Below are 12310 nucleotides of genomic sequence, written 5' to 3' on the forward strand. Positions count from 1 at the left end.
ATTCTAGCCGTTGAATTACCGAGTCCGGTTGTCTGCTGCCCGTCTCCGGACGTCATCCCCGCGGAGGCGGGGATCCGTCCAAGCATCCGTTCATCGCAAGTCATCAGCCTGGATGGATCCCGGCCTCCGCCGGGATGACGAGTTGATAGCGTTTTGGGTCCCGGCTCTGCGGAGCGCTCAATTTCGCTCCTTCGGGCGGGATGACAATTTTTGTGAGAACTCAGTCAGCGACCGAATAAGTCGTCTCGATTGTGCGGCGGCCGTAACGGTGCCCATGCTTGTCGGCGTGGCGCTTCAGCAGGGCGACGTTCTTCAGGTTCGATTTGTAGGCAACGTCGAACATATCGCCGAAAATGGGGATGCTGCCGACGGCGGTATCGAGCGCCGTATTCATCGCCATGCGCGCGATCAGCCAGCGTGGCGCGCCGAGGCGACGCGCTTCCCAGATGATGTAGCTCGCGATCGCGCCTGAAATTGCGTCGCCGATGACGGGAACGAGGCCGAGAACGGCGTCGACACCCATGACGACACTGGTGCCTGGAATGCGGATGGCGCTGTCGAGGACCTTTGCCAAGGCTTCGATGCGCGCGAAGCTTTCGTCGAAATCACCCGCCGGAAGGGAGCCTGTGAATTCCCCTTCGAAGCGGCTTCGGTCCATTCTTTCGAACATTGTCGACATTGGCTCCGCCATTACGTCTCCAATCGGAAACGTGATGTGGGATCGACAAGTTCCGGCACAAGGCCTGCGGCGGTACGCGCGCGCCGAGAGCGCTCAGCTAGAGCGCTTTCGAGGAAATGCGCGCGTCTCGGTTCCCGCCTTTTTGGCCGCTCTCTGAAGCGCAGTGCGGAACTCATCGCGCTTCTCGTGAATGGAGGCGATGACGGGGCCTGTCGGAACGCCGAGACCGACGAGGGCTGCCTCCGAGAGCTGGAGGCTCGCCTCGATCGTTTCCGGCACGGCATCGTTGACACCGATCTCGTAGAGATGGCGCGCGTGGTTTGCGTCCTTGGCGCGTGCGACGATGAGCAGATTCGGGTGGCTCTTGCGCAAAGACTGCACGATGGCGTCGATCTCGCTTTCCTTATGGATCGTGATGATCGCCGCTTTGGCCGTATCGAGACCGCAATGCTCGAGGAATTCCGCGTACGTCACGTCGCCGTAGTACACGGGCTTGCCTTCTCGCCTCGCATTGGCGACGAGATTTGGCGCGCGGTCGACGGCGATGTAGGAGATCTTGTGCTCGGCCAGCATGTCGCCGATCAATTGTCCGACGCGGCCGTAACCGACGACGAGCGCTTTGACGGTTCCGTCGCTGACGGGCGTAACGGTCAATTCCGGATCGATCGTCGGCGGCGGGACGTACCGTTTGGCGAACTTGCGGCCAAGCTTGGCGCACGCTGGTATCAACGCCATCGTGATCGATACGGCGGTGAGCAGGATACTCATCAATTCTTGATTGATGAGTTGGGACGCGTGCGCGAGCGTCAGGATCACGAAGGCGAACTCGCCGCCCGGCGCCAGCAGGAGGGCCGATTCAATCGAAGCCGATTTCGAGACGCTGAAGAGGCGGGCCAATACGTAGATGATGATCGCCTGGAGTCCGAGCAGGCCGACCGTCGTCGCCAGGATCGCGGCGGGCTCGGCTATCAGCGATTGAATGTCGAGCTGCGAGCCGACTGAAAAGAAGAACACGCCGAGCAGCAGCGATTTGATCGGCTCGATGGTCGCTTGCACGGCTCTGCGGTATTCGGTTTCCGCGAGGATGAGGCCGGCGACGAACGCGCCGAGGGCCAGGGATAGACCGGCGGCGGCCGTTATGAAGGCCGTGCTGACCGCGACGAACAGAGTCGCTGCAATGAAGAGGTCGGCGTTATGGGTCTGAGCTACAAGGCGGAATAGGGGCTGAAGCAGAAAACGGCCGACGGCGACGATCGCGATCAGCGCGACGGCTGCCTGTGCGAGCGCCGTCAAAATTTTGGTGACGATCGACACGTCATTTCCCGGCTCGAGAATGCCGACGAGGATGAGGATCGGGACGACCGCGAGATCCTGAAAGAGGAGGATCGAGAAGGTGGTTCTTCCGACAGACGTCGCGAGCCGCTTTTGAGAGGCAAGCAACTCGATGACGATGGCTGTCGAGGACAGGCAGAGGGCGGCGCCGATAACGAGCGCAATGGCCGGAGGCTGTCCGAGCGCATAGGCAACCAGCCCGATGAGGGCGGCCGAGACGACGACCTGCGAGCCGCCGAGGCCGAACACCAAGCGCCGCATCGTCGAGAGACGTTCGAAGGAAAGTTCGAGGCCGATGATGAAGAGAAGGAAAACCACCCCCCACTCGGCGAATTTGGATAATCGTTCGGGGTCGGTAATCGTTAGATAGGAAAGCTGAGGCAGGTGGGGGACGAGGGCTCCGAGGCCGCCTGGGCTGAGGAATGCGCCGGATAGAAGAAAAGCAAGAACCGTACTGACGCCGAAGCGATGCAAGACAGGAACGATGACACCGGCAGTGCCGAGAACTAAAAGCGTATCCTTGTAACTAGCTAGGTCGACCGGAACGGACATCGATTCTCCTTGTTAAGTCACACTACTATGGCGGCCCGTGAAGACAGATGCCACAGGGCATATTATTTCTGTTCGCCTACGTTGCTCATTTGCAGTGTCTACAACTCACTCAGCGGATGAGTTCGGGCTTCGGCCGACGACGCGGGTTCGCGTTTAACGCGACCTTAGTCAACGTCCGATAATAATGAGCGGAATTATCCCGCTACCCTTTTCAGATCAGGCTTTTCCGGGGCTGGACGGCAAGGGACCAACTAAGCCTTCGAGGTTTGACCGTATTGCGCGCCATTGCTGCAGCTTTGCGTTTTGCACTGTGGCTCGTCCGCGGGTTGCTGTTCGGCGGCCGCCGTCCCGCAGCGCCGGTTGAGATGACGCTGCCCGGATCGTTTCAGTCCGTTGCGACGCAGGCCTTCCGGTCGGACGAGCTGATGGCCGACCTGTCGCAACTCAACGCGCAACAGCCGCCGCAACAGCAGTTGGCGCCAACGGTCCCTATGCGGCGCGGATTTTTCAGCCGGCTGAAACTCAAATACAGGTTGGCGTTCGGCGCTGGGGTGCTCGGGGCGGGCCTCTTGATGCTGACCTTCGCCGTGATGATGGTCTATTACACGGTCGTATTTCCCGATCCGCTCGCGATCCGCAACACCGCGCACGCGCCGCTCGTACGCGTTCTGGCGCGTGACGGTTCGACGTTGACTGAGCGGGGCGCGCCGCGCGAGTACGTTTCCCTCGATCAGCTGCCGAAAGTCGTGCCCGCCGCCGTCGTCGCGACGGAGGACCGACGGTTCTTCGATCATTACGGCGTCGATCCCGTTGGGATGATCCGCGCGATGTTCGCGAACTTGCGCGCGGGGCGGTTTGCTCAGGGCGGCTCGACGCTGACCCAGCAGTTGGCGAAAAACCTATTCCTGACACAGGACCGGACGCTGACGAGAAAGATCGCGGAGCTTGGTCTGGCGTTGTGGCTCGAAGTGCGACTGTCGAAGTCCGATATCCTGGAGCTTTATTTGAACCAGGTGTACTTCGGCGGCGGGGCTTACGGCATCGAAGCGGCGAGCCGCCGGTATTTCGACAAGTCCGCTCGCGAGCTGACATTGCCGGAAGCGGCGCTCATCGCCGGGCTTCTCAAAGCGCCATCGAAATATTCGCCGGCCGCGAGTCCGGGGGCGGCGCGTGCGCGTGCACGTGTCGTGATCTCGAAAATGTTCGACGCGGGTTTCATTTCGGAAGCACAAGAGACGCAAGCTCTGGCGCAGACGCTGGTCTTCAACGAGCAGAAGATGGCCAAGGCATCCGTCGATTCCGGTTACGTCGTCGATTACGTGCTGGAGCAGGTGGAGGCGATCACCGGCGGCGACGATACCGATCTCGTCGTCGAAACGACGATCGACAAGACACTGCAGCGGCGCGCCCAGGAAATCGTTGCGGATAGCCTCGCGCAGAAGGGGGCGGCGCTCGGTGCAAGCCAGGCGGCCGTCGCCGTGCTCGATGGCGATGGCGGCATTCGCGCGCTCGTCGGCGGACGCGATTATGCCGACAGCCAGTTCAATCGCGCCATCAAGGCGAAGCGCCAGCCGGGCTCTGCGTTCAAGCCGTTCGTCTACCTCGCTGCGTTGCAGCGCGGGATGTCGCCCTCGACCGTTGCGAACGACGCTCCGATCACGATCGGCGGCTGGTCGCCGAAGAACGATAAGAACGAGTACGTTGGCCCCATCACGCTGCGCCGCGCCTTGGCGCAGTCGGTCAACACGGTGGCCGTGCGCCTCAACCAGGATATCGGGCGCGGAACGGCGGCCGATCTTGCGGAGCGCCTCGGGGTGAAATCCGAATTGCGCGAAGGACCGGCGCTCGCACTCGGAACGTCGGAAGTCACGCTGCTCGAGTTAGCCGGGGCCTATACGGCGTTTTCGAACGGCGGCGATGTCGTCGAGCCGCACGTGATCGTCCGCGTCGCGACGGCTCAGGGCCGCGTGCTTTTCGAAAGCAAGCCGCCCGCCCATACGCGGGTCGCAGAGGCGGATCGACTTGGTGCGTTGAACGACATGCTGAACGCGGCGGTCGTTTACGGCACGGGACGGCGGGCCGCGCTCGCCGATCAACCCGTCGCCGGCAAGACCGGGACGACCCAGGATTTTCGCGATGCCTGGTTCATAGGATACACCAGCCATCTGACCGCGGGCGTGTGGGTCGGCAACGACAACGGAAAGCCAATGAACCGCGCAACCGGCGGCACGCTTCCAGCCGAAATCTGGAAGCAGGTCATGCGCGTTGCGCACGAAGGTCTCGCGCCTGAGCCGTTGCCGGGAACCGTCATCGGAAACGCCGACGCCGATGCGGCCGACTTCGGCATCAGTCCGCTTGTTCCCGCTTCGACAGCGACGCGGCCGCCGCGTGTCGTCGAGGCAAAGGAAGTTTTGCCCTGGACGCCAGGGCGGGATGCGCAAGCGCGGCCGGGCAGCAGCCAGACGCTCGCGGCGGATGTGAGCAAGCCGTCAGTAGACGCGAAAAATCATCCCGCCGACGAGATCGATGAAGCTTTCGTTTCGCGCGCGATTTCTGGGACGCCGGACGAAGTTAAAACGGCTACCGGCACAGGGCCAAATGCTGCGCCTGCCGGGAAGAGCGGGTTTTTGTCATTCGCCAGCTGGTGGTGAGTTTACGGGCTGGCCGTGCGGCGGCCCATAGCGATGAAGATCGGGACCCAGAACCTGCAGCCATTGTTTGGCGGTTTCAAAGTCGGGGCAGATCTTTTTGACGAGCGCCCAAAAGCGCGGTCCGTGATTCATTTCCGCGAGATGAGCGACTTCGTGCGCGGCGACGTAATCGAGCACGAAGGACGGCGCCAGGATCAAGCGCCAGGAAAATGAAAGCGCTCCCGTCGTGGAGCACGATCCCCAACGGCTCGTCTGATCGCGGATGCCGATGCGCGTCGCCTTGACCGAGAGAGGACGCGTGTATTTGGCGACGGTTGCCGCGAGATCGCGCTTCGCCTCGTCGAATAGGAACCGCGTGAGCCTATCGGGTGCGCGCTCTTTATCGCCGGGGACGATGATCGAGGGACGACGACCCTGGCGATCGTCGACGGTGATCACTCGCGTGCGCGCGTTGCCCGTGAAGGAGATGGTGTGAGGCGTGCCGCGGAGCGGCATCGCCGCTGCATCTTCGAACGGAACGTGGTTCGGCAGACTGTCGAGACGGGCGCGAACCCAATCGATGTGCCGGTTGAGAAACGTGCCTGCTTCATCGAGATCGCACTGCAGAGGAAGCGTGACGATCACGGCTCTGCGCGTGCGACTGACGCGCAACGTCAAACGGCGTGCGCCTGGATGACGACGAACTTCGAACTGTGCGCCGATATCTTCGAGGCGGACCGATCGCGTTTTTGAACTCAGGTCGATGGCGCGATGTCCATTTATGATCCTCATGCGCTCTGCCCCCAAAAGCCGACGCGCATCTTATCGATGCAACGAAGTACCGTTCGTGTGTGCCGGATCAATGCAGCACTAAGAAGACCTAACAAGGTTCGGCTTCTTGCTCCAGCGTCAATGTCCGGAGTCGATTGCAGTATGTGAAAGTGTGGCGCTCCGGTCTCAGGAACGAATCGCCGCTATTGCTTAAGAATTGCTTTGTCGATCGCGAGAGCGAGCTGATCAACGTCGTTCGTGTGTGGGATTGGCGCGAGCAATGTTCCATCCTTATCCATCAGATAGAAGATCGCCGAGTGATCGATGCTGTAGCGCGAGGGATCCTTGTCGTCCGGAACTTTCTGGTAAAAAACGCGATAAGCTTTCGCAGCCGCGGCAATGTCGCTGTCGCTTCCCGTCAAGCCGACGAGGCGCGGATGAAAGCTTTTCACATACGTCGCGAGCTTTTCGGGAGTATCTTCCGCGGGATCGAGTGTGATGAGGACCGGCACGATATCGTCAGCGCGATGGCCGAGCTTGTCGAGCGCAGCCGTCATCACCTGAAGGCCCGCCGGGCAAATATCGGGACAATTGGTGAAACCGAAGAATACCAGCATGTAGCGTCCGAGGAAGTCCTTTTCGGTGACGCGCTTGCCGGTTTGATCGATGAGGCTGAAGGGGCCGCCGATGGCCGCTTTGCCGGTAACCTGGGCTTCGCCATTTACCGTAGGCGTGGGCACTTTCAGCGCAATAAAGGCAAGCGCAGCGCCAGTTAGAAGGCCTGCGAAGATCATCCCAATCGTCGTACGGTTCATAAGCTTGATGTCTCCATCGCCCTTTGGGTAAGAATGTAGCTAAGCTGACAACATGTCGGCTTTCTAATGCAGGCGTGCAAGCGCGAGCGATATGCGGCTTGCGGTCACGACACTGAAACCGGATTCATCAATTCATGAGTATGCCTTCTGATAGCGCGCCCGCGCCGGTTCTCAAGGGCATCGTAAACGAACGCGAGAGTCAGCTTCGTCTTTTGACGAGCGTCCGTCTTCGCTGGATGGCGGTTCTCGGTCAGCTCGCAGCGATCGCGGCGGTGACGCTGCTCTACGGCTTCCCGCTCAACATCGGAAGCTGTCTCGTTCTGATCGCGCTCTCGGCGTGGCTGAACGTGTTTCTGTCGATCCGGTTTCCGGTGCGCCACCGCCTCAGCACGCGGCTCGCGTTCAGTCTGCTCGTCTACGATGTCCTTCAGCTCGCAGGCCTTCTCTATCTGACCGGCGGTATCCAAAATCCGTTTTCGGTTTTACTCGTCGCGCCTGTCACGGTCGCAGCGGCGACCTTGCCGCCGCGCTACACGCTCGTCCTCGGAGCGGGCGTGATTGGCGCCGGCATGCTGCTCATCGACTTTCACTACCCGCTGCCATGGCGCGAAGGGACACGGTTCGAACTTCCCGCCGATTACAAGGTCGGCGAGCTGTTGGCGCTGATCGCGTCCATGGCGTTCATGGCCTTCTTTACTTGGCGGCTGAACAAGGAATCCCGCCAGATGTCGGCAGCGTTGGCTGCGACCGATATGGTGCTGGCAAGCGAGCAGCGGCTGCACGCGCTCGACGGATTGGCGGCTGCGGCAGCGCACGAACTCGGCACTCCGCTATCGACAATCGCTCTCGTCGCAAAGGAACTCGAGTACGAACTCGGCAGCGACAGCCGGTATCGCGAGGACCTGCAACTTCTTCACAGCCAGGCCCGGCGTTGCCGCGAAATTCTGCAGAAGCTCACGCGTAAGCCCGACGCGCAGGATCCGATGCACGCAAGTCTGAGCGTCATAGAACTGCTCGAAGAGGCATCGGCTCCGCACCGCAACTCCGGCAAGCGCATCATCATTTCCGCAAGCTCGTTGCCAGGTCTCGACGATGAGGTGAGGATCGAGCCCGTCGCGCATCGCCGCCCGGGCGTGATCTACGGTCTCGGCAATCTTATCGAGAACGCCATCAGCTTTGCGCAATCAGAGGTGCAGATCACGGCGCGCTGGAACGGGTCGCACGTCTACTTCACGATCACCGACGATGGTCCGGGCTTCGCGCCCGAAATGATGGACAGCATCGGCGAGCCTTACGTTACGACGCGGCGCTTCGAGGATAAGGGCGATCACGGCCACTCGGGGTTGGGGCTCGGTCTCTTTATCGCCAAGACGCTCCTCGAGCGGTCTGGCGCCACGGTTACGTTTTCAAACCTAACTCCGCCGCGGCACGGAGCCAATGTTCAGATCTCATGGCCAAGAGCCGCTTTCGAACTTCCGCCGGGGGCCTTCGCCTGGCCTGGACGGCGGGCTTCGGCCTCGCAAATCGCCTAATCTGGCAATTTGGTGCGAATGGCCGACCTTCTTTTGCTCCGATAGTAACCTTTTGGGTTGTTTTTTGCTTGCGTAAGGGGTTGCAGCCGGGTAGGCGGCGATGGATTATGTACCGTCATGAAAAAAGCAACGGATAATACGTGATCCGGGAGGCTACTTTGGTTACCGAAGACCTGTCTTTCAAGCAGGATGAATTACCAGCCGACCGCTCGTTGGTTATCGTCGACGACGACAGGTCGTTCTTGCAGCGTCTGGCACGCGCGATGGAGCTTCGCGGCTTCGAAGTGCGCTTTGGCCATTCGGTTGCTGAAGGTGTCGATCTCATTCGCGAAAAGGCTCCGGCGTTCGCCGTTGTCGACATGCGCCTCGAGGACGGTTCCGGACTCGACGTCATCGCCGAGTTGGCGAAGGCTCGCCCCGATGCGCGCGCGATCGTTCTCACCGGCTACGGCAACATCGCAACCGCGGTTACGGCTGTGAAGCTCGGCGCCGTCGACTATCTCGCGAAGCCTGCAGACGCCGACGACGTTACGGATGCGCTTCTCGCGCCAACGGATTCCAAGGCGCCGCCGCCGGAGAACCCGATGTCGGCGGACCGCGTGCGCTGGGAACACATCCAGCGCGTGTATGAACTTTGCAATCGCAATGTCTCCGAGACGGCGCGCCGCTTGAACATGCACCGCCGCACCCTGCAACGCATCCTCGCGAAGCGCGCTCCGAAGTAACGGGGCAGGCTCGGGCTCATTCTGACGCTCAGGTTCTGAAGCTGAGGTTCTGGCGCTCAGGCCTTCATTCTATTCCGAAGCCCGGATCGAGTTCGGCGTGCAGCCGCATCGATGCCGTGCGCGCGAGTGCAAGCGTTACCGCTTTGCGCCGAACGGTTGCCAATGGATGGTGCGGCGGCGTTCGCACCATCTCGCCCGCATAGGCGTCGGCCAATATCAGTCCGGTATCGGCGGGTAGAATTTCCGTTGGAAAATCCGGTGCGACTGCAAAGAGCAACGCATCGCAATAGTCGCGGTACTCCGGCCATTTCTGATCGGCGCGGAAGTCGGCAATACTCGACTTGATTTCAACGATCCAGATTTGGCCATCGCGACGGATGCTCAGGATGTCGGCGCGGCGTCCGTTGGCGAGCGAGACTTCGCTGACGCTTTCGAAGTCGAGGGAGCGGAGGAGCCGTTGCGTGCCGCGCAGAATAGCGCGGGCGCGTTCGTAATCCCGGGTCTTTTCTGCGGGAGCAGCCGCAGCGTAAGGATTCGTTACGGATGACGGGTTGTCGGTCATGGTGCCGCCATTATGCCCGTGCGACTGTCGGTGACAAGCGGGCGGCGGGGGCGGCCTTCTCGTCACCCGACAAGCCGGCGATGGTCGTTAGAGTCTCCAGGGGAGAGATCGTGCGAATGGTTTTCTGGCGCAGCAGGGCGGAGAAAAAAGCCGAAGCTCCGGCTACCGCCGGCGAGGAGGGTGCAGCCAAAGCTTCGCCCTCGGGGGCGGGCTCGCGCAGCGCAACCGAGCCAATAACCAATGTCGTGACACTCATGACGAACCGTCTCGCGGATCGACTGGCAGATCGTCTGGCCGATGTTTCGACGGCGGACGGCCAGAGTGAAACCACAGAGAAGAAGACGGCGAACAGCTTGGCGCCGATCAAACCAATCGAACAGACGCACTTCTTCGGGCAGAAACGCGCCATCGCAAAAATTCGAACCGCGCTCGAGGCAAGCCGCGGCGAGCATCTCGTCGTCATGGGGCAGCCCGGCACTGGCCGACTTGGACTTGCCGAAGCGATCGCCAAGGATGTGGCGCGGTCGCCCGCTCCGGATTGGATTTACGTCGTCGATCACGACGCACCGTCGCGCGCGAAGGGCTTCGCCTTGCCGGCGGGCGAGGGCATGCGTATCCGTCGCGAGGTTCGCGGAGCTACTGCCAAGGCCTGGGCCGCATTCAATCGTTATCTCAAGAGCGAAGAGCATCGCATCAGCCTCGATCTGCTCGAGGAAGAGATGCGATACCACAGCGAAAAGGCGGTCGAGCCGGTGCGCCAACGCGCGGAAGCGCAGAACATTGCCGTCGTCAAATCGCTCGACGGCTATGTGCTCGCGCCGATGCACGAAGGCCGCGTCGTCAGGTCGGATGTTTTTCGTGCGCTTCCGGATTCGATGAAGCGGAACGTCGAAGCCAAGATCACCGCGTTCGAGGACGAGCTGCAATCCATCGTCGCGACGCTGCCCGAAGCCGAATTCGGCGCGAGCGAGAAGCATGACGCCCTGCTTCGGCAGACGGCGTTGCGCGCCGTTCGCCCTGGTCTTGCGGCGATCAAGAAATCCTATCCGGACGATGCCTCGCTTGCCGCTGCTCTCGATGCGGTCGAAGAAACGTTCATGACTTTTGCGGTGCGCGGCACGGGCACGGAAAAGGCTGTCCCGCCCGTCGTTCTCGATTGCGATGACGGGCACTTCGCCGATCCATCGGTGCGCAGCCATGTCGTCGTCGCGCGGACGGCGTCGGCAACCGACCTTCTCGGCGAAATCAGCCGCGATGCGCTGGGTTTCGCCGTGCTTCTTCCCGGCCATTTGATGCGAGCGGGATCCGGCATCGTCATCATCGAGGCCTGGCGGCTTGCTGCCGATCCCGCGACGTGGCTTGCGCTCAGCGCCGCCATTCGCAGCAAAGAGATCGTGCCGGTCAACGCGGCGGGCGTCGGCGTAAAAGCCGATCCGATCCCGCTGTTGGCGACCATCGTGCTCATCGCGGACGCGCAATCGTGGTCGAAGCTCGAAGCCATCGAGCCCGGCGTCGCGCGGCACTTTCCGCATGTCGCGAAGTTTGCCGAGACGGTGCCGATTGCGGAACTCAGCGAAGGCGACTTCGCCAAGGGCGCTGCGCGGATGGCGTCGGATCACGGACTTCGACCGCTCAATCCGGCCGTGGCGCCGCTGATCTATAAGGATGCGGTTCGCCGCGGCGGCGGACGCGTGTCGCTCGCCGGTATCGCGCTTCTGCACCTTCTGCAGGAGGCGGATGCAATCGCCGCAGATCAATCGGCGTCGCAAATACGGGCTGCCGATCTCACTGAAGCGCTGTCACGGCGCGCCGACGGCGCCACGCCGTGATCGCGCATGTCGCTGAAGCTTCGGAGCTTTCGGGCCGGGTCGTCCTCTGGCTCGATCCCGCAGCCGACTATCCAGCGTCGCGGCTTGAAGCACCCATTCTGCTGGCTGCCGCTTATGGGGCCGAGATCGAAACGGTTGTCGTTGCCGATGGAACTGCAGGCGACGCAGACGGCGTGCCTGTCCGGATGGTTGGACACGCCGCGCGCGCCGAGGTGAGCGCTCTCGTCGAATACGACCGGCGTTTCGAACTTCTCGTCGCGCGTTGCCGCCGTGCGGTCGACAAGGCCGGTGCGGCTCGCGGCGTCACGGTGCGCCACACGCTGGCCGCGGGCGATGCCGTCGACCGGATTTCGGAGATGTGCGACGAGCGCGGACCTTGGAACATCGTTGCGCTGGCGCGAATGCCTGCCTCGCACAGCGATTCCGTCATCGGGACACTGCTTGCCAACGTCGGCGGCGCGACAGGGTTTTTGCTCTGCGGCGAACAGAGATCGACGCAATCGCGCGTCGTGGTCGTCGTCGAAGATGCCGATCGGCTGCCGTCGATGCTGCGCGCGGCGGAGCGCCTTTCAGCGCCGCGGGCCCCGGTGCATATCGTGATCGCCGCCGATACTGCGGACGGATATGCAGACATCGAAGGGCAATCGCGGCTGCTGGCGTCTGAATCCAGCCTGCCCATCGTTTTCGAGGATGCGCGCCCGACCTTCGGCGTTCCGGGTGCGCTGACGGAATTCATCGCGCGGCTGAGGCCGAGCTTAACAATCGCCGTTTTCGGCGGTACGGCGCTGGCCGATGGCCGCGAATTGGCGCGTGCTTCCGTCGTCGCGCGTACGCCGATCCTTCTCGTTCGCTAAGATCTCTTTCGCCCAACGCGGCGCAGGTT

The 12310-nt window shown here is 61.9% G+C and carries 10 protein-coding genes; 5 read left to right on the forward strand and 5 right to left on the reverse strand.

Annotation, left to right across the window (positions count from 1 at the left end):
- Positions 1-220 precede the first annotated feature (220 nt).
- A complete protein-coding gene (locus tag AC1DK3_RS08615) occupies positions 221-691 on the reverse strand; it encodes a DUF4112 domain-containing protein (protein ID WP_477191817.1) in 471 nt (156 codons plus the stop codon).
- Between the two features lie 81 nt (positions 692-772).
- Positions 773-2563, reverse strand: a complete 1791-nt coding sequence (locus tag AC1DK3_RS08620) for a cation:proton antiporter domain-containing protein (protein ID WP_477191818.1) — start codon at positions 2561-2563, stop codon at positions 773-775.
- Between the two features lie 275 nt (positions 2564-2838).
- Between AC1DK3_RS08620 and AC1DK3_RS08625 the strand changes: the two genes are divergently transcribed.
- Positions 2839-5214 carry a transglycosylase domain-containing protein gene (locus tag AC1DK3_RS08625; protein ID WP_477191819.1) on the forward strand — a complete coding sequence of 792 codons (2376 nt, stop codon included), beginning with the start codon at positions 2839-2841 and terminating at the stop codon, positions 5212-5214.
- Here the strand turns inward: AC1DK3_RS08625 and AC1DK3_RS08630 are convergent.
- Both AC1DK3_RS08630 and AC1DK3_RS08635 read right to left on the reverse strand, forming a co-directional pair.
- Positions 5194-5985 carry a M48 family metallopeptidase gene (locus AC1DK3_RS08630; protein ID WP_477191820.1) on the reverse strand — a complete coding sequence of 264 codons (792 nt, stop codon included), beginning with the start codon at positions 5983-5985 and terminating at the stop codon, positions 5194-5196. The two genes, AC1DK3_RS08625 and AC1DK3_RS08630, sit on opposite strands and share 21 nt — an antisense overlap.
- A 182-nt stretch (positions 5986-6167) precedes the next feature.
- Complete coding sequence (locus tag AC1DK3_RS08635) at positions 6168-6779, reverse strand: SCO family protein (protein WP_477191821.1); 612 nt, start codon at positions 6777-6779, stop codon at positions 6168-6170.
- 134 nt (positions 6780-6913) lie between these two features.
- On the opposite strand from AC1DK3_RS08635, the gene AC1DK3_RS08640 reads away from it, so the two are divergent.
- Both AC1DK3_RS08640 and AC1DK3_RS08645 read left to right on the forward strand, forming a co-directional pair.
- The gene (locus tag AC1DK3_RS08640; protein ID WP_477191822.1) at positions 6914-8311 is read left to right on the forward strand and encodes an ActS/PrrB/RegB family redox-sensitive histidine kinase; all 1398 of its coding nucleotides are present in this window, start codon (positions 6914-6916) and stop codon (positions 8309-8311) included.
- A gap of 158 nt (positions 8312-8469) precedes the next feature.
- Positions 8470-9036 carry an ActR/PrrA/RegA family redox response regulator transcription factor gene (locus tag AC1DK3_RS08645; protein WP_339081214.1) on the forward strand — a complete coding sequence of 189 codons (567 nt, stop codon included), beginning with the start codon at positions 8470-8472 and terminating at the stop codon, positions 9034-9036.
- A gap of 64 nt (positions 9037-9100) precedes the next feature.
- Here AC1DK3_RS08645 and AC1DK3_RS08650 read toward each other — a convergent pair whose 3' ends face one another.
- Positions 9101-9598, reverse strand: a complete 498-nt coding sequence (locus AC1DK3_RS08650) for an MmcB family DNA repair protein (RefSeq protein WP_477191823.1) — start codon at positions 9596-9598, stop codon at positions 9101-9103.
- Between the two features lie 116 nt (positions 9599-9714).
- Here AC1DK3_RS08650 and AC1DK3_RS08655 point away from each other — a divergent pair, with 116 nt between their 5' ends.
- Entirely contained in the window at positions 9715-11427 is a 1713-nt protein-coding gene (locus AC1DK3_RS08655) for an AAA family ATPase (RefSeq protein WP_477191824.1), read from the forward strand.
- Positions 11424-12281, forward strand: coding sequence for a hypothetical protein (locus tag AC1DK3_RS08660; protein WP_477191825.1), 858 nt, complete (start codon positions 11424-11426; stop codon positions 12279-12281). The genes AC1DK3_RS08655 and AC1DK3_RS08660 overlap by 4 nt, the downstream gene beginning before the upstream one ends.
- Positions 12282-12310: the final 29 nt, after the last annotated feature.

The sequence above is a fragment of the Hyphomicrobium sp. 01T421 genome (assembly GCF_056398805.1).

Coding starts and splice junctions, on each gene's coding strand:
- AC1DK3_RS08615 (WP_477191817.1), bottom strand. CDS start 691: ATGGCGGAGCCAATGTCGACAATGTTCGAAAGAATGGACCGAAGCCGC.
- AC1DK3_RS08620 (WP_477191818.1), bottom strand. CDS start 2,563: ATGTCCGTTCCGGTCGACCTAGCTAGTTACAAGGATACGCTTTTAGTT.
- AC1DK3_RS08630 (WP_477191820.1), bottom strand. CDS start 5,985: ATGAGGATCATAAATGGACATCGCGCCATCGACCTGAGTTCAAAAACG.
- AC1DK3_RS08635 (WP_477191821.1), bottom strand. CDS start 6,779: ATGAACCGTACGACGATTGGGATGATCTTCGCAGGCCTTCTAACTGGC.
- AC1DK3_RS08640 (WP_477191822.1), top strand. CDS start 6,914: ATGAGTATGCCTTCTGATAGCGCGCCCGCGCCGGTTCTCAAGGGCATC.
- AC1DK3_RS08650 (WP_477191823.1), bottom strand. CDS start 9,598: ATGACCGACAACCCGTCATCCGTAACGAATCCTTACGCTGCGGCTGCT.
- AC1DK3_RS08655 (WP_477191824.1), top strand. CDS start 9,715: ATGGTTTTCTGGCGCAGCAGGGCGGAGAAAAAAGCCGAAGCTCCGGCT.